The following is an 18,467-nucleotide window of genomic DNA, read 5'->3' on the forward strand; positions in this document are numbered from 1 at the left end:
AAAGCTGTATTTTTTTAAAAATTAAACATCAAAGTGCATATGAAGCTTAAGTTTAGGGGTGAAATGAGATCGATTTTTCAAAACGGAACAATGATCAAGTGCACATAAATTACGGTCAATGTGTGTTCAATCCCAAAACCCCTAAATAGATCGAAAATAGAGACTTGCATATTTCGCTATTAGGCTCAAAATGAAGATGCACAATTATAAAATTTACAAAATCAGTCACCTAGTAATAGATTTAAGTGAATTTTGCTATTGTTCGGAATAAATTTTGCATTATGAATACAGCTTATCCATTAAAGCTGTCAAAAGTTTGTCTTTCCCACTTTTGTGGTTAAACGTTAATTTGTTGCAGGGACCTATGATCACACGTCGCATCCCAGCGCTATTGCTTGCGCTAAGCCCTTTTTGGGTATCTGCATCGGTGTACGCGGAAGAAGTTATTCAGGTAGATCCTGTCACCGCTATCGATGAAAAAATGACTACTAAACAGACGGAAATCGACGCGATTTCTGCAGAATACGAAGCAGAGGGAGCTAAGCTTCAACAACTTAAAAATGAACATGTTCGTATTAAACGAGAAAGTGAAGAACTTGATGCTAAACGCAATCGAGCCAAGTCTGCTTTGGACAAACAATATAGCCGTCTTTTAGATGATCCAGACACAGATTTAGCCTCGTTTCAAAAGAAGTACCAAGAAACATGGGCATCAGTGAAGCAGAACCAAGCTGAAGGCCTTGAGAATAATCAAGCGATGACCGAAGTTGAAATGCGCTTGTCTCAAATCAAACAGAAGCAAGCTCGTCTCAGTAATGAGTATGCGAACCTCGAAGAGTCGCGCATTGAAGCTAGGGTCAAACGTCTCGAAGCCGAACTGCGTGAAAGTAGTGTTCTTGAAACTGGCTATAAAACCACCTGTTCAACGACAATGACACTCGGTGAGTGTTCAAATCAGGGACAGCACCTTACCAAACAAAAAGCGGTAAAAACGTTTCGGGCCAAGTTGCTTGATGACCTAACCGAATCGGTCATTGCCAAGCAAAACCTGAAAGGCGTGGAACTTAATATCCATGTACAAGATAGCCAAATTATTCGCAGTGGTTTTGAAGGCAACAACGAATACTTCACCCAAATGCAAGCTCAGCTTCAAGCGAAACCAGAAGCGGTGGCTGCGTGTAAACTGCTTAACGTGTCAACTCGATACTGTTTGAAAGGCGGCGTGTCTGAAGGTACGCAAAAAAATGACAAACAGTGGGCAAATGTGACCGTAAGGTCGGATCAATACAACGATGCCGTAACCATCAACGGTATTAACTACGGCAGTACACCTGTTGAGATTGTTTTGCCCAATGGCCGCCACCAAGTTACCGTCTCTAAAGATGGCTACGAAACCTACAACCGGGTATTAACAATTAACGGCAATGATACGGTTTGGATAAAGCTAAGACCGAATAAAGAGGGTTAATTACCTCAAAAAAACTCTGTTTTTCTGTCGTAATTCACAAAGATGCGGTTAAAACGCCATTTTGTCATTAAGTTATTGAAAGATGACTTCAGACAAAATGGTGTTTTCGTTTAGAATAGACACAATGAACTAATAACTTAACTGAAGTAGATAATAATGCGACAAGGTTTACCCGCTCTCTTATTAGCACTTTCGCCTTGCTTAGTGGCAACATCGACGATGGCAGAAGGAACGCCTTCCTCAGTAATTGCCATTGATGATGCGTTGTTTACTAAACAGTCCGAATTACAGGCAGCCCAGAAGGCTACCCATGAACAACAAGTGGTTGTGAACAACCACAACAGTGAGTTAGACAGGCTAACAAAGCAAGCCCAACTCCTTGATAAGGCACTTGCAAAAGCAAAAACTGACTTAGAACGCGATTACATGAAAATGATTGATGATCCTGAACTGGACATCATGCCTTCACAAAATGCCTACCAAGCGGCTTGGGCTAATGTAAAGCAGAATCAAAAAAACCGTTTAGAAGCTGAGCAAAAACGCCAAGAGTCAGAAGCACTGCTGGCACAAAAAAGGGCCGAGCAGAGCACGGTCAGCAAAAATATCAATGAGCTAGAACAGCATAAATTACGCGCGCGAGTTGAGCGCTTAAGAGATGAACTCAAACAGAGTAGCACCGAGAAAGTTAGCTTTACTAACGCTTGTAGTGCCGATATGACATTAGCTCAATGCTCGAAACAGACCACTGACTTAGCGCTCCAGAAAGCGGTAAACCAGTATCAAACCAAGTTAATAGAGGCCACAAGTGAGGCCAAGCTCGTCCAACAACATCTGGCCAATGTCTCTTTTAATATTCATGTACTGCGCCATAAAACCGTAGATTCAGGTTTCTACAATGGCAATAAGTACAAAGCCGTACTAGATGTTCAGCTTGATGCAAGACCGGATGAAAACACACCATGTCGGTTGCTGAATGTCGAATCACAATACTGTTTCGCCCCAGGCGAATACTCAGCCAATACAGAAAAACAGAAAGAAATTGCTTGGGTTACCCTATCGATTCGCTCGAACCAATACAGTGATAAAGTCTCTATCGACAATGTAAACTATGGTAGTACTCCCGTCGAAGTGATGCTTCCAGTGGGACCGCACATGATTACGATTGAGAAAGAAGGGTATTACTCATTTAATCAAGAGCTGAAAATCACCTCAGATCATACATTAAGAGCGAACCTACGAGAAAAAGACAACCTACTTAAACCTGGACATAAATTTGCTGATTCCCTCAAAGGGGATATTAAAGCTCCTGAGTTAGTCACTTTGATCTCAGGCGAATATTTGATTGGCGAGCACGCATCGAAACAAGTTTTCCTTGATCATGCTTTCGCAATTGGTTCAACCCCCGTAACTGTGGGTCAATTTGAAACCTTTGTGAATCAAACCACCTACCAAACTGATGCTGAGCTACAAAAACTGTGCACAGCAGTCGCCGAATCTGAAATTACTCCGATTGCAGGTAGCTATTGGCGCGACCCTGGTTTTAAGCAGTTGAGCAACTCGCCAGTGGTGTGTATTAGCCAAAATGATGCGAAGGCCTACACTCGCTGGCTAAGTAAGGAAACTGGCTATAAATACCGTTTGCCGACAGAAGAAGAGTGGGAAATTGCCGCTCGCGCTGGTACACAAACAGACTATTGGTGGGGAGATGATTTCGGAACTGGGAAAGCGAATACTGGCTGGAGTGGTACACCTTGGTCAAATAAAAGTACCTCTCCTGTGAAGTCTTTCGCTCCCAATGGCCTAGGCCTTTATGATGTTGTCGGTAACGTGTGGGAATGGACAAATGACTCAAGAGGTCAAGCAAAAGGTGGAGCATGGAGCTTCTCCCCTGCAACGGCGGCGGCTTATGGTAATTTGTTTATTGCTCCTGCTACTTCGGCAAATTATGTTGGCTTCAGGGTCATTAGGGAACTTTAGGTAAGCTGAACTAGCCCAACCATTTATATAACAAAGGGGGGAATTCCCCCCTTTGTTATTGCACTCTCGTCGTCTAAAGTGGTGTTGAATATCAAACACGTTTGATATTTGATATCCATGTGGTATCCCTATGAATTTGCAACACCCTCGCAGCATTCATAGAACCTCTTCTGCACGTCGACAAGAAGCAATTCTTGTATTTATGCCAGCCCTTCTTCAGGCTGGCTTTTTTTATGTTCAAATGCCGCTATGGATTACAACCCGCCATGCCATTGGTATTATATCAATATCATTGTTAGGAGAACCCGCTATGGTCAATTTCCTCAGCGCAGAACAAATTTCATTGTTTCAACAGCTTCCGGGATATTGGGGTTGCAAAGATCTTAATTCGGTTTTTGTTTACGCAAACAATGCTTATGGCAAATTAATTGGTGTTAGTGATGCAAAACAGTGCATTGGATTAACTGACTTTGAAATGCCAAGCCCGACAACCGCTTGCGCCGCAGAATTCCAGCAACAAGATCGATGTGTAATCTCCACAAAAAAACCGTTAAAAGTGCTGGATATCCACCCCTATGCTGACGGTTCTTGGCGCGCTCATATTTTCACCAAAACCCCATGGTTCAACGCACAAGGTGAGGTTCAAGGTACAATTTTTTTCGGGCAAGAGCTAACTGATACCGCGATTTTGGAAGTAGGCCATTGGATATGTCGGGCAACAGGTTTAACGACCACACAGCATTCCACAGGTGTTCTAGAGCCCATTTCCGGGCCCCTAACCACAAGAGAATCTGAGGTTCTTTTTCTTCTGCTTTATGGAAAAAAGCCCAAACACATTGCTCGGGTAATGAAGATTTCGATAAAAACAGTGGAAGGCTATGAAGCAAAATTGCGACATAAATTTGCAGCCCACAGTAAAGAGCAACTTATCGATATGGCTCTAGACCAAGGTTATGGCTCAAACATCCCCAAGACCTTGCTCAAAACGCAATTATCCGTGGTACTCAATAGTGAATGCCCCATATAAATGAGGCATTCATTGCGACTGACTTTTAACAAGTAGGCCTTATGGTGCTAAACGTTCAGCGTCCCATTGTTGATCATGTTGCGTAAACAAGAAGCGATCATGCAAACGATGCTCACCACCTTGCCAAAATTCTATCGATTCAACTTTAACGCGATATCCTCCCCAAAAACTCGGAACTGGGATCTCACCTTGTTCAAATTTCTTTTTTAACTCCAAGTATTTACCTTCCAAAATACCACGAGCTGAGATACGGCTGCTCTGGCGGCTCGCTATCGCGGCAATTTGGCTATCTTTAGGACGAGAAGTAAAATATTTCATGTTTTCAAAAGCCGACAATTTTTCAGCCGTTCCTGTGATGTGCACTTGTCTCTCTAATGGGTGCCAAGGAAAGTGCAAGCTGACTTTATTGTTGTGTTCAATATGCTGTGCTTTGCGACTGCCTAAATTGGTGTAGAAAACAAAACTGTCTTTTTCGACATTTTTTAATAGCACTATACGTTGGAAAGGTTGTCCATTTTCATCAACCGTTGCCACTGTCATCGCTGTGGGATCGGTAAGACCGGCATCAATGGCCTGTTGCAGCCAAAGGTTAAACTGCTCAATGGGATTTGAAAGCAAATCTTTGCGTCTTAAACCGCCTTTTATGTATTCGCGGCGGATGTCTGAAAGTTCCATCTCTGCTCCTTATGAAATTTTTGACGATTGTGCGCCTATCATCGTCATAACTCAAGAGTGCTAAGGTTCAACAAAATCAGTAATTCACAGCTAAACTCTGTAGAACGTACGCAATAGGAAGTACAATCAATTCAAATGGTGAATAGTAATCTCATGATGAGTGGCAAATCCTTAACATTTTGCTAGACAAGTAATAAAATCAAGCAACTATACCCAAACAACTTACAGTTGTAGCCTCCCTCTACAGCTTTAAGTAGAAAAGGGAAATACACTACGATTAGGCGCAAAGGATAAGCGATGAGCAACAAGAGTTATAACAAACTCTCTTCGACAGAATTGGAGTACGTAGACGACAAAACGGCGGCTCTGCTACTGAACACGCCCAACAGTGCACGCGTGATGCTCTGGGTTATGGTCTGTTTTTTTCTCTTAGCCATCGTCTGGGCCTCATGGGCACAGGTCGACAAAGTGACAGTTGGACAAGGCAAAGTCGTTCCGTCATCGCAAGTTCAAGTGGTTCAAAACTTGGAAGGAGGCTTAGTCAAACAGATATTGGTTCGCGAAGGTGAACGAGTGCAAAAAGGCCAACAACTGTTATTAATTGATGACACTCGTTTCCGCTCAGACTACCGCGAACGTGAACAACAAGTCGCTAACCTTACCGCCAGTGTTCTACAGCTATCCGCTTCCATTACTAGCGTGATGATTAACGAAGAAATTGATGATGACAACTGGCAAAATAGCGTCAAAATTGACTATAACAAACTCGCCTTTCCACCGCTGTTAACAGACAACCAACCCGATTTAGTTAATAGACAAAGGGCCGCCTACCGGCAAGATCTTAATAACTTACGCAACCAACTTTCTCTTTTAGATCAACAAGTCAAACAGAAACTACAAGAGTTGGTTGAAATACAAGCGCGCGTGAAAAATTTGCGCCAAAGTTATGATTTTGCGAATAAAGAACTTGAGATCACTAGACCTTTAGCAGACGAAGGTGTCGTGCCACGAATTGAGCTGCTGAAACTACAGCGCCAAGTAAACGATACTCGCCGTGAAATGACCACCAGCGAGCTTAACATCCCAGTATTAAAATCAGCGATTCGCGAAGCGGTGCTCAACCGTATTGATGCGGCTCAAAAGTTTCGCTCACAGCAGCAAGACAAACTGAACGAAGCCCAAGATAGACTTTCAGCAATCACAGAATCAGCCGTTGGGCTTGAAGATAAGGTAAATCGCACTGTTGTACTATCGCCTGTGACAGGAACAATTAAGACGCTTTACGTCAACACTGTTGGCGGTGTTATCCAGCCCGGTATGGATATTGTTGAAGTAGTCCCAACAGAGGATACCTTGCTTGTTGAAGCGCAAATTGCCCCACAAGACATCGCCTTCTTAAGACCAGAGTTGCCCGCCATCGTAAAATTCAGCGCCTATGATTTCACCAAATATGGCGGCTTGGAAGGGACACTTGAGCATATCAGTGCCGACACCACTCAAGATGAAGAAGGCAAAAGCTATTATTTAGTCCGAGTAAGGACCAATCAAACCAGCTTAGGGCATGATGCTAACCTGCCTATCATCTCAGGAATGACGGCCTCTGTTGATATTATTACGGGTAAACGAACCGTGATGGATTATCTACTAAAGCCCATACTCAGTGCACAAAAAAATGCGCTAAGGGAGTAAGGTTCACTTATGCTTTTTAATATATCCATGATTGACGGTTTTTGATGAAGTTTTGGCTGCCACTGGTTTTATTGCTATTTATGCCCTCATCCCCCCAAGCGCTCAACACCAAAGAGCAGCAGTGGGTCGATGCGGTCGCGCTTACCTATGGCACAAGAGCAGGGAAACGCGTCGAAACATGGCGCAAAGAAATTGCCAAACACCAAAATGCTCCCGAACGTGACAAATTGACCGAAATAAATCGATTTTTCAATCAGCTGTACTTTGTTAATGATATCGATTTATGGGGAAAAAATGACTACTGGGCAACACCACTTGAGTTTCTAGGAAGCAACGCAGGGGATTGCGAAGATTTCACAATTGCGAAGTACTTCTCCCTGCTTGAACTGGGTATCGATGATAAAAAGTTGCGCCTCGTGTATGTTAAAGCCATTGAATTAAATCAGTTTCATATGGTTCTTGCGTACTATTCAACACCCAATGCCGAGCCCTTAATTTTAGACAATATAAACCCTGAGATTAAGCCAGCATCAACACGCCGTGATCTGTTACCGATCTACAGCTTTAACGGTAAAAATTTATGGCTAATGAAATCCAAAAATGGCCAGCTTGCAGGAGACTCTTCACGATTAAGTCTTTGGAATGACTTACGTGAACGGGAACGCTCGCTAAAATTGAATAAACCAATTGTAAGTTACGATGAGTAAGTAATATGACGCTATATAAACAACTTGTCGCGGGAATGATTGCCGTCTTCATTATGCTGATGACTTCAGTCTTTATTATTGAATTCAATACGACCCGCAACAACTTAGAGCAGCAGCAGCGCTCTGAAGTCAACAACACCATCAACACCGTCGGTTTGGCGCTGGCACCTTATTTGGAGAAGAAAGATAAGATTGCGGTTGAGTCGGTTATCAATGCCTTGTTTGATGGCAGCTCTTACTCAGTCGTACGATTGATTTTTCTAGACGATGACGAAGAGATTCTGCGATCTTACCCTGTAAAACCCAATAACGTTCCGCAATGGTTTACCAATTTACACCTGTTTGCACCGATCCATGATCAACGCGTTGTAACCAGTGGTTGGATGCAGCTTGCTGAAGTCGAAATTGTCAGCCACCCTGGCGAGGCCTATGCGCAATTATGGAAGGCGCTGATTCGGCTACTTATCGCGTTTAGCGCTATTTTTGTGATTGGCCTTGCCGCCATCGCTTTCATTCTGAAGCGCGCTTTACGCCCGCTACAGATGATTGTCGAAAAAATGGAGCAAGTCGCACGCAACCATTTTGGTGAACCGCTACCGCGGCCAGCGACCAAAGATCTGATTTATGTAGTTGATGGTATCAATAGCATGTCAGCGCAGGTTGAAAAAGCGTTCAAAGCTCAGGCGCAAGAAGCGCAGCAACTGCGTGAGCGTGCTTATATTGACCCAGTTTCTCAACTTGGCAACCGCGCCTATTACATGAGTCAACTCAGTAGTTGGCTATCAGAAAGTGCCATAGGTGGCGCTGCTATTTTGCAAGCAGAGTTTATCAAAGAGCTTTACGAAGAAAAGGGTTATGAAGCAGGCGATGGTATGGTGCGCCATTTGGCTGAGCATCTAAAAGTGTCGATTACTTCACCTGATGTGACTCTGGCACGCATTTCTACCGAAGAGTTTGGCTTTATTTTGCCCAACATGGAAGAGAGTGAACTCAAAATCATCGCCGATAGTATTATGAATTTTGTGCAAGACACTCTAGCCGACCCGACTGGCATGGCATCAGCCAAAGTCTCTTTAGGTGTTGTTCATAATAAAGAACCAAAATCTTCAACGCAGTTACTTTCCTTGCTCGACAACGCGTTAGCCATTGCAACTGCAAATCCAGAGCTGATTTACGGCTTTGTCAGCAGTGAAACCAAACAAACTGTGATGGGTAAACAGCAATGGAAAGCATTGGTTGAAGAAGCTATCCATAACGATTGGTTCAGTTTCCGTTTACAGTCAGCCAATAATAGCTGGGGACAAACTTTCCACCGCGAAGTTTTTTCAGCGATTGAGCACGATGGCAAACGCTACAGCGCTAACCAATACTTATTTGCACTCGACCAACTCAATGCCAGCCATATTTTTGATGAATATGTTATTGAAACGATGATTCGCAAGCTCGAAACGGGAGAGATAGCCGAACCATTAGCCATTAATATCGCTCAAAGCAGCCTTTCTCAACCCAGTTTTATTCGTTGGGTCACTCAGACTCTGGCGAAGCATCGCTCTATCTGTGAGAACCTACACTTTGAAATACCGGAAAACGCATTCCTCAACTCCCCTCACCATACGGCGCTGTTTTGTAATGCCATAAGAGCCGCAGGTGCAGACTTTGGTGTCGATAACTATGGCCGGAATTTCCAATCATTAGACTACATCAACGAGTACCGTCCAAAATACGTGAAACTCGATTATCTATTTACTCACCATCTCGACGATGAAAAGCAAAAGTTCACCTTAACGTCGATTTCTCGCACAGCACACAATTTAGGAATCACCACAATTGCGTCAAGGGTAGAAACGCAAACTCAACTTGATTTCCTTTCCGAGCATTTTATAGAAGTCTTCCAAGGCTTTATTGTGGATAAATAAAAAAGGTCAGATGTAATGCAAGACACGCTACTCAATTCGCTTATCTATGTGAGTCGTTATTATGGATTGGCGAATTCCCCAGAAGCACTGATCAACGGCCTACCTTTATCAGATGGCAAACTGACGCCTTTTCTCTTTCCTCGAGCAGCCGAAAGAGCGGGGTTAATCGCCAAGGAAAATCGCTCAGCATTGGATCAAATCCCAAAATTGGTTTTCCCCGTTATCTTAATTTTAAAAGGCGGTGAAGCCTGTGTGCTCAGCAGCATCAACGAAGCGAATCAAGAAGCTGAGGTCGTCACTGCGGAGTCTGGTCTAATCCCCGTAGCTATTCCCTTAGAGGAACTGACTGAACGCTATATTGGCCGCTACTTCATGGTGAAAAAACAGTTTCGCTATGACGAGCGCTCACCAGAAATATTAAAGACCCGTGATGGCCACTGGTTTTGGGGTACATTATGGCAGTCAAAGCACATTTATCGCGATGTGTTGATCGCTTCCATTTTAATCAATTTATTTGCCATTGCGGCACCAATGTTCAGCCGTTTAGTGTATGACAAAGTCGTGCCTAACCTTGCGTTTGAAACCTTGTGGGTATTAGCGAGCGGGATTTTTGTGATCTTCTTATTCGATCTGCTGCTCAAACTACTTCGCAGTTATTTTATTGATGTGGCGGGCAAAAAATCTGACATTCTGATCTCTTCTAAGCTCTTTAGTAAAGTGATGGGGATCAGAATGGAGTCTCGTCCTCCTTCTGTCGGCGCGTTTGCGCGACATTTACAAGAGTTCGAATCCATACGAGAATTCTTTACCTCAGCAACCATCTCATCATTGATTGACCTGCCATTTGCACTGCTCTTTTTAGTGCTGATCTGGCTAATGGCGGGCAGCTTAGTGCTGGTACCTATCGCTGGTGTACTGATCATTGCTATCTATTCTCTGCTCATCCAAGCACCTCTACGACGGGCGATTGAAGAGGGCTCTCGACTGGCATCACAAAAATACGCCAACCTGATTGAAAGTTTAGCTGGGCTTGAAACAGTGAAACTCTTTGGCGCTCAAAGTCAGTTTCAATATCGCTGGGAAGAAGCGGTTGCGCACATGGCGAACTGGAACATTAAAAGCCGTCGAATTACTGATGGTATTCAAAATACTGCCGGCTTTGTTCAGCAAGCCGCGAACGTTGGCATGATCATCTTAGGCGTCTATCTGATATCCAACGGCGATTTAACCATGGGTGGGCTCATCGCCGCAACCATGCTCAGCGGCCGTGCGATTGGCCCAATGGTGCAACTATCATTACTTTCAACACGCTACAACCAAGCCAAATCGTCCTTAAAAATCATTGAGCAAGTGATGCAAATGCCCGATGAGCAAGAAGAAGGTAAACGCTATATTCATCGTCCGATTGTGCAAGGTAAAATTGAGCTAGACAAAATCACTTTTCACTACCCTAATGCGCCTGTTGCATCAATACGTGACTTAAGTATAACGATTCATCCGGGTGAAAAAGTAGCGATCATAGGCCGCATCGGCTCAGGGAAGACCACCTTAGAGCGCCTTATTATGGGGTTATATCAACCGACCGAGGGGAATGTTCGTATTGATGACACTGATATCGCGCAACTGCATCACATTGATGTGAGACGTAATATTGGTTGCGTACCTCAAGACAGCAACCTATTTTACGGTTCAATTCGCGATAACATTACGCTCGGGCGTCCATTAGTTGATGATAGAGATGTGATGGATGCTGCCAACCGAGCGGGAGTTACCGCGTTCACACAGCAAGATCCAGCAGGGTTAGAACGACAAGTGGGTGAAGGCGGCTTGTTGTTGTCTGGTGGTCAGAGGCAAGCGGTAGCCATTGCTCGTGCACTGCTCGGACGCCCACCCGTTTTGCTACTTGATGAGCCCACCAGCGCCATGGACAATCGCTCTGAAATGCACATCAAACATCAACTGTCTCAATTGACACCAAGTGAGACGTTAATATTAATTACTCATAAAACGTCAATGCTCGATGTGGTTGATCGCGTCATTGTGATGGAGAAAGGCTGTGTCATTGCCGATGGTCCTAAATCGATGGTGTTAAACGATCTCAAACAGGGCAAAGTGAGATCAGTGCAATAGCCACCTTACTAGAAATAACATGATCAGCAAAAAACGAGGCAAAATGCCTCGTTTTTTGCTTAGCACTCTGAGATAAGGATGTTAGATCCCTCCGACATCTTCATCTTCAAGCATCGAAGCACATTTAATCTCATACTGGTTAAATGAGAAGATACTAGCGCCATGAGCCCGCTTGGTGATGATCCGCTCATCATCAAATTGCACCGAAACATGGGTATAAACTTTATTTTTGACTTCGATCGTATTCATTTCGAGCAATTGCTCAAACTCCTCTCCCAGCATATCCAACGCCAATTTTGCTTTTTCTAAACGATCATTAGTCTGTTTCTTAAATTCATCAATTTTTAGCAGTTCCTCTTCCGAGCGTTCCGCTTTAGGCTTTTTCTTAAATTCAATCTCACGGCGGATCACTTCCATCGTCGCTTCTTGCGCTTGTTTATAATGTTCTTTGTGTTTCGCGACCCGTTCTTTATACACAGCATAACGAGCAAAAGCCTGCACAGCCGTGGCAGTATCGCCTTCAACGCCTAGATTGAAGCAAACGATCTTACCACCAACTTTCGCGTGACCACCGCTGAGTGTGCCTTGCTTCTCTTTACTATCTAATACTTTTAGATCATTGCCACAGCGTAATTCATTGCTCATGCTGTGAACCGCTAAATTGATGTCATCTGCCGCTTGCAGTTCGCTAAATTGAGCATAGTTAGCCGTGATAGAGCCTCCTGATTTGATAATGCACGTTCTTGCTTCATCATCAAACACCGTATGGCCAATAATGCCTTTACCAACATCAATATTACCTTGGGCTTGAACATCAGCAGACTCAACAAACCCACCGATGGTGATTGAGCCCGTCGCTCTCACGATCATCCCAGGCTCGACATCGCCCGTGATGACAACACATCCTTTAAATTTCACGTGGCCAGTTGCTACACTGACGTTGTTTAAACATAAAGCGTTATCGACATCAACCGTTTTACTTTTCAGGATAGGCATGCCCGCTTGACTGGCCAGTAGCACATTCGGGTCATTGGGTGAGATGTAAGACCCCTTTCCTGCAACTAAGGCCGAGTCTTTACCTGGTTTAGGATCCAGCACTTTTCCCTGCACGGTATAGCCTGGCGTTCCTTTTGTTGCAGGAATTCGACGCATCACTTCATCATCTTGACCAACAGTGATGGTTTCACCTAAGTTGCGCATATCAATTTTATTCTGTCCTTGCTTTTTGGTCGGTGCTAACACGCGCTTACTGACATCCTCAACCAAAGGAATAAATTGTGCGTCTTTACCTTGAATGGGTTCGCGCCCCTGCGCAACAGGTTGAGTGTATACTTCCCCTGGCTTCAAGGTATTACTTACCATTAACACTTTCTTTAAAGCCAGTTTGTTGATGCCTTTTGTCACATGGGAATGAGCCAATGCATACACCAACTCACTACCGCGCAATGCTCTGCCCCCGTATGCACCCGTCACGACCATGCTGGCTAACATATCTCGATCACTAAATTCAATCTCAACCGAAGCGTTCTTCTTCTCTGCAATGGTGATTCCAGAGAATGCTTCACCCTTCCCCTCTTTTGCACAGTTGATAAAGCGGGTAACTTCAGTTTCATTTAAGAAAAATGTCGATGCAGATAACTCAAACAATGCTTCTTTCAAGCCTGCTTGGTCAAAATTTTTGTCGATGGACTCCGTCCCAGGCAGCTGGGCAATGACTTGTTTTTTGTCCTCTGAAAGCGAAATTAAGCGTTTCCACATACTACTTAACCCATATGGTTAGATTCCGTTCGTATGGCAGTGTATACAATTTACAGTATGGACTAAATCTTTAGGCAACCAAATTAAGGGCTACATCACTTAGTCACGACGAAACGAACCACATAACCTAAAAATAAACGAAAGAATGAGTTACGCGGAATTTTACAGTGTAAATAATCTGTTCAGTATTCAGACAATATCGGAAAATCATGTTTACTGTTAAAGGCGTAAGTCACCTTAACAGTGCAACCATCTTTTGAATATTCCAATGACTCACACAATTTAGAGACCAACATAATCCCTCGACCGTGTGTACAGTTGCCGTCTGCAACCGTATGTTGGTAATCAAAGCCTTCGCCATTATGCTCAAGTGAAAAGCTCAATTGTCCCACCGTTGGGTCATAATCAATGTCTAGTTTAATCCATAACGATTCATCTAACTCATCCATACACTCTTCACGTCGTTGGTAAAAAGTGAGAAATCCATCTGGGTCATCTTTTAGTGAAGAATTAAGTTTTAATAACCCATGCTCAATGGCATTGGCAAACAGTTCTGACAATACAGAGCAAACGAGGTCAAGATGCTCACCACCACTGATAAAACCGCGAACAATGTTACGCATCTCGACCATAATTGAAATCTTTTTAAGAATTGAAGCAGGAAAAAAGAGATGGCTTTGCATTGGTATATGGCTAAGAAACTGTTTTTTTTGCGACGCTAATATTTCATTATTATTGGTAATTGGAAATGTCATTGAAAGAATTGAGAGATCATCACCATGGCCACGATTGGAAAACTGGCACACTTCATCGTACAAATCTGAAATCTGAGTCTTACCGTTCCGTTGCAAAACTTGTTCGAGTCGCAACTGGCCAAATTGCTCCCCGTTTTCATTCATCGCTTCGGTAATACCGTCTGTATAACAGAGGATAGTTTGGTTAGGTTTTAATTTGAGATGAACTAAATTTACTTCAAATTCATCAGCATCCAGAACTCCCAACGGCATATGTGTGGAAACGAGACGACGAACGATGTTGCTCTCTTCATCCAGTAAATAACCATCAGGCAAACCACCTCCCCACCACGAAACCTCGAAGCCGTTGGCTCGTATCTCAAATACACTGGCGGCAAGCATCATGCCAACAGGCAAAAACTTTACTAGCGCACTATTAAGTTCTGCGACCATTTCGCCAAGCGACATCCCTTTTTCAGCCATTGAAAAAAAAGTACGCGTAGCAGGGATCGTTGAAATCGCGGCAGGTAATCCATGCCCAGTGGCATCGGCGATCATGATGTAGACGCCACCATAGGGTCGGTTCGCCACAATGATGAGATCACCATTAAAAATGGTCGAAGGTGTGGAGATATAACTGATGCCATAGATATTGCTGACTTTTGCACTCATCTCCTCCATTAAGTTGGTGAAAATGGATTCGGCGATGGCATAGTCATATTGTACTTGTTCGTTGAAATAATTGAGTTTATCTCGCTGTTGAGTGACTTCATTATGCATTTTCACAATACGGTAATGAGCCTGCACTTTAGCGAGCAGTACGCTTCGCTCTACTGGTTTAAGAATAAAATCATCGCCCAGCGATAAGCAACGTTCAAACGAATCATGATCATCAAGCACGGTCAAAAATATAATGGGGATATGGTGATTTGGAAAAGAGTCGCGGATCTCTTTTGCGGTGGTGAAACCATCTTTAACTGGCATCATCACATCCAACAAAATAACGTCGGGTAAGACGTCCATGACGAGCATCGCCTCAACAGCATCAGCGCCATTTTCGAAGGTATCTATGTGCTCAACAATAGGCGATAAAATAAACCGACAGAGCTCTCTATTTGATTTATGGTCATCAACAATCGTTACGCGCATCGGCTCACTCCTTAAGCATTATTCGATACTAAATTTTTTATCAAATCGAGAAATCAGTAAGATTTTCCTTATTTGGGGTAAGGTATTGGTAATTCGGATCATGCCATCACTTTGCTCAAGATATTTCTGCATATTGAGCAGCATTCCAAGACCAGCACTGTCAATATAGTCCACCTTGCGTAAATCAATGGTGAATCTAAAACCTCGATAGGGTGAATAACTATTACGAAATTCTTTAACTAGGTTAAAGCCAAAAGCACCCTCAATCGCGATAGTAATGTGTTTCGCATTGCTATCTATTTCAGTTTCTATACTCATCGTACTCCCTCCTAGAAAAGCTCGACTTCGCCTTCGTCCATATTAGTTTGGATTGCGGCGGGACCACTTCGATTGTGCAGGCGCTCTGTCAATTGGTGAAGTTGTTCTGCCCATGCTGCTTTAGTCATGCTTTGTGTTAGTAAAGCGTTCAATAGCTCATTTGCTTCTTGCAAATAATCAATAGACGCATGCGCATAATCACTTTGTTGAACCACAATGTCAGCAAATTGAAGGGCACGGACGCCATTACTCACTTGCTGGGTTAATTCTTGTCCTAATTCTTGAATTTTTTGCACTTCTTGCTCTATTTCTATATTCACTTGTTGGACACCACGCAGCATGTGGTCCACTTTCTCTTTCGACTCAATAACGTGAGTCATATCTATCGATGCCATTTCGCCAACGGTTTTGTTTGCTCTTTGTACTGTTTGTTGAGCAACATTAATTTCTGATTCAATTTGAGTATTCAGCGTTCTTGCTTTAACCGACAAGTCGCGCACCTCTTGAGCCACGACAGCGAAGCCTCGCCCGGCCTCGCCCGCTCGCGCTGCTTCAATCGCCGCATTCAGCGCCAATAAGTTGGTCTGTTCCGATAGGCTTCTCACTTGATTTAACAGTTTAAAGACCATATCCAATTTTTCTGACATGTCGTGAATGCTGTGTACCGCTGAAATACTTTTCTCCGAAATATCAATCAGAATTTGTACAAAACCATCAATAATCGCCTCAGTCTTTGGTAGTACGGTGGTGAGATCATATTCGCTGCCTTGGTTTGCCAATAAGTTATTGACCAAGGTACTTGAGACGTGACTCTGTTTTTGGCTGATATCTTGCAAGCCAAAAAATGCGTTATTTAATGTCTCTACTGAACCTTCAATCACGGTGTGCTGCATGGTTAAAGGGCTACTCACTTTAGGTAGCGTCTCTTTGAACAGTTTTTCAATACTCTGTAGATGTTGCTGCGTTTCAAGAGTGGACTCTTCTTCAACCTTATTTTGGTTGGCTTCAGCTTTGTTTTGTTCACTAAAATTCATAGACAATACTAGCCAAGGTATTGCTGCCGCAAAAATCATTAGCCCCATGCTCCATAAATTAGGGGAGTGAAGCATGACGGCAAAAAGGGCCATTAGCTGCAAAACTAAAGCTAAAATATATTTTGCTTTTGGTGTCACTGTTTTATTTATCATCACCCATTCCTTGCTTCTCTATGTTGAGCTTATTTAATGAGACAACACTAGCGATAGAGCTCATCACAAATCCATTGTGGTATGGCATTTAACGCTTTGATATTCTGTGTTGCGCCAATCTCTACTGCCGCTTTGGGCATTCCCCACACCACTGATGTTTTTTCGTCTTGAGCTAAAGTCAATGCGCCACACAACTTCATTTTGAGCATGCCTTGCGCTCCATCTTTACCCATCCCGGTTAAGAGGATACCGATGGCTTTGTCTCCCACATTTTCAGCAACCGTATCAAACATCACATCTACTGAGGGTTTATGACGATTGACCGCAGGTCTATCGTCAACTTGACAGTAAAGGTGAGTGCCTTTTTTTATCACCATCAGATGCTTATCTCCGGGAGCAACATAAGCGCATCCATTCACTAAAGGTGCTTGATTAGCGGACAACTCTCTCACCTCTACGGCGCTACAAAGATTCAAACGCTCTGCAAAGGGGCGAGTAAACATCGCACTGATATGCTGAGTGATCACGATCGGTGGCAACCCTGCTGGTAAAACAGAGAATATGCTTTTTAATGCTTCTGTTCCGCCCGTTGAGGCTCCAATCGCGATCAACTGATAACGCGCCTCTTGGTGGCTAGCCGCTATCAGTTCGACCTGATTAACCGCCGCAGAATGATGCGATTGAACGACATTTGCCCCTGCCGCCATTTTTATTTTGTCGTTCACCAGCTCCCTATAACTTGCCATTTCAGCCGTGTTTTCGACCGACGGTTTAGGGAAGTAATCCACTGCACCAAGCTCTAATGCTTCTAACGTGGCTTGAGCGCCATGCTGGGTCAAGGTTGAAATCATCACTACCGGCATAGGGCGTAACCGCATAATATTTTTTAAAAATTGCACGCCATTCATTTTTGGCATTTCAATATCTAGCGTTAGCACATCAGGGTTGTGCTGCTTGATAAGCTCTCGGGCTTGGTAAGGATCTTGTGCCATTGCGACGACATCTAACATAGGGTCAGCATTAATCAGCTCGCAGAGCAGTGCTCTAAAAACGGGAGAATCATCGACAATCAGCACTTTGATTTTTTTCATTTAAATAGCTCCACATCATCACTCTCTTTATGCGCTTTACGATCCAACTGTGTGGCATAAACCTTTTCTTGAAAACTTAACCGGCTCACTTCGGTCAATGGAATTCTTTTTAGCCACACTTTACCTGTCATGGGTTCGAAAATGACTTTTCTCGGTTCGTCCCCCCCCAAGTCACTGGCTTCGACAATAAGCCTTTCTTGCTCAACATAGTTTTTGATGAAATCTATGTTTTTCTGGCCAATCATGGCTTTAAAACCCAGCATTTGTGCTCCACCAAAGAGTTTTACTCGTAAGCGCTGACGCTCAGCCCCCATTTTGATCAACTGATTAATCAGTAGCTCCATCGCATAGCAACCATAACGAGAGGCGGTTGAGGCAATATCATCAGGATGCCAGTGATCAATTTGTGAATGCTGATCAAAAGGCAATAAAAAATGGTTCATCCCCCCAACTTTGGCCGCTTGGTCCCACATACAGGCGGTAACGCAAGAACCTAAACCGGTACAAATGACCTCTTGTCGCATCGTACAGTACAACCCACCGGGCAAAACCTTTACCCAATCCACTTTTTGTTGGGGATGATAAAATCGACTGAAATTCCGATTGTCGGTTGCCAAATGCATCGCCAACGAGGTCATTCA

14 protein-coding genes are annotated in these 18,467 nt (G+C 43.6%); 7 read left to right on the top strand and 7 right to left on the bottom strand.

Going from position 1 to position 18,467, the window contains the following annotated elements:
- The first annotated feature begins 364 nt into the window (after window positions 1-364).
- The 3 genes from AACQ21_RS16365 to AACQ21_RS16375 all read left to right on the top strand — a co-directional run bounded on the left by AACQ21_RS16365 (window position 365) and on the right by AACQ21_RS16375 (window position 4,472).
- Window positions 365-1,468: a PEGA domain-containing protein gene (locus AACQ21_RS16365; RefSeq protein ID WP_026028446.1), complete on the top strand. Its 1,104-nt coding sequence runs from the start codon at window positions 365-367 to the stop codon at window positions 1,466-1,468.
- 156 nt (window positions 1,469-1,624) lie between these two features.
- Window positions 1,625-3,445, top strand: a complete 1,821-nt coding sequence (locus AACQ21_RS16370) for an SUMF1/EgtB/PvdO family nonheme iron enzyme (protein ID WP_105977646.1) — start codon at window positions 1,625-1,627, stop codon at window positions 3,443-3,445.
- A gap of 310 nt (window positions 3,446-3,755) precedes the next feature.
- Complete coding sequence (locus AACQ21_RS16375) at window positions 3,756-4,472, top strand: helix-turn-helix transcriptional regulator (RefSeq protein ID WP_017046874.1); 717 nt, start codon at window positions 3,756-3,758, stop codon at window positions 4,470-4,472.
- A gap of 39 nt (window positions 4,473-4,511) precedes the next feature.
- On the opposite strand, the gene pdxH is transcribed toward AACQ21_RS16375, so the two are convergent.
- Window positions 4,512-5,147, bottom strand: a complete 636-nt coding sequence (pdxH, locus tag AACQ21_RS16380; protein ID WP_013868203.1) for a pyridoxamine 5'-phosphate oxidase — start codon at window positions 5,145-5,147, stop codon at window positions 4,512-4,514.
- A gap of 297 nt (window positions 5,148-5,444) precedes the next feature.
- Between pdxH and AACQ21_RS16385 the strand changes: the two genes are divergently transcribed.
- Genes AACQ21_RS16385 through AACQ21_RS16400 form a run of 4 tightly spaced genes read left to right on the top strand, consistent with a single transcriptional unit; the run spans window position 5,445 to window position 11,589 of the window.
- Window positions 5,445-6,836 (top strand): HlyD family type I secretion periplasmic adaptor subunit, encoded by a 1,392-nt coding sequence (locus AACQ21_RS16385; protein ID WP_017046873.1) that lies wholly within the window; start codon window positions 5,445-5,447, stop codon window positions 6,834-6,836.
- Window positions 6,837-6,880: 44 nt separating this feature from the next.
- Window positions 6,881-7,543, top strand: a complete 663-nt coding sequence (locus AACQ21_RS16390) for a transglutaminase-like cysteine peptidase (RefSeq protein ID WP_026027195.1) — start codon at window positions 6,881-6,883, stop codon at window positions 7,541-7,543.
- A gap of 5 nt (window positions 7,544-7,548) precedes the next feature.
- Window positions 7,549-9,459, top strand: a complete 1,911-nt coding sequence (locus AACQ21_RS16395; protein WP_105977647.1) for a bifunctional diguanylate cyclase/phosphodiesterase — start codon at window positions 7,549-7,551, stop codon at window positions 9,457-9,459.
- 15 nt (window positions 9,460-9,474) lie between these two features.
- Window positions 9,475-11,589: a type I secretion system permease/ATPase gene (locus AACQ21_RS16400; RefSeq protein ID WP_013868207.1), complete on the top strand. Its 2,115-nt coding sequence runs from the start codon at window positions 9,475-9,477 to the stop codon at window positions 11,587-11,589.
- 81 nt (window positions 11,590-11,670) lie between these two features.
- Here the strand turns inward: AACQ21_RS16400 and AACQ21_RS16405 are convergent, their stop codons facing one another.
- The 6 genes from AACQ21_RS16405 to AACQ21_RS16430 all read right to left on the bottom strand — a co-directional run bounded on the left by AACQ21_RS16405 (window position 11,671) and on the right by AACQ21_RS16430 (window position 18,464).
- Entirely contained in the window at window positions 11,671-13,347 is a 1,677-nt protein-coding gene (locus AACQ21_RS16405; protein ID WP_105977648.1) for a DUF342 domain-containing protein, read from the bottom strand.
- Between the two features lie 182 nt (window positions 13,348-13,529).
- Window positions 13,530-15,230 (bottom strand): ATP-binding SpoIIE family protein phosphatase, encoded by a 1,701-nt coding sequence (locus tag AACQ21_RS16410; RefSeq protein WP_105977649.1) that lies wholly within the window; start codon window positions 15,228-15,230, stop codon window positions 13,530-13,532.
- Window positions 15,231-15,248: 18 nt separating this feature from the next.
- Window positions 15,249-15,548, bottom strand: coding sequence for an STAS domain-containing protein (locus AACQ21_RS16415; RefSeq protein WP_094163515.1), 300 nt, complete (start codon window positions 15,546-15,548; stop codon window positions 15,249-15,251).
- A gap of 11 nt (window positions 15,549-15,559) precedes the next feature.
- Entirely contained in the window at window positions 15,560-16,738 is a 1,179-nt protein-coding gene (locus tag AACQ21_RS16420) for a methyl-accepting chemotaxis protein (RefSeq protein ID WP_105977650.1), read from the bottom strand.
- A gap of 44 nt (window positions 16,739-16,782) precedes the next feature.
- The gene (locus tag AACQ21_RS16425; RefSeq protein WP_017042334.1) at window positions 16,783-17,826 is read right to left on the bottom strand and encodes a protein-glutamate methylesterase/protein-glutamine glutaminase; all 1,044 of its coding nucleotides are present in this window, start codon (window positions 17,824-17,826) and stop codon (window positions 16,783-16,785) included.
- Window positions 17,823-18,464 (bottom strand): chemotaxis protein CheD, encoded by a 642-nt coding sequence (locus AACQ21_RS16430; protein ID WP_013868213.1) that lies wholly within the window; start codon window positions 18,462-18,464, stop codon window positions 17,823-17,825. Before AACQ21_RS16430 ends, AACQ21_RS16425 begins: the two co-directional genes overlap by 4 nt.
- Window positions 18,465-18,467: the final 3 nt, after the last annotated feature.

It is taken from the genome of Vibrio sp. V01_P9A10T6 (assembly GCF_963877065.1).
Taxonomy (GTDB): Bacteria; Pseudomonadota; Gammaproteobacteria; order Enterobacterales; family Vibrionaceae; genus Vibrio; species Vibrio anguillarum.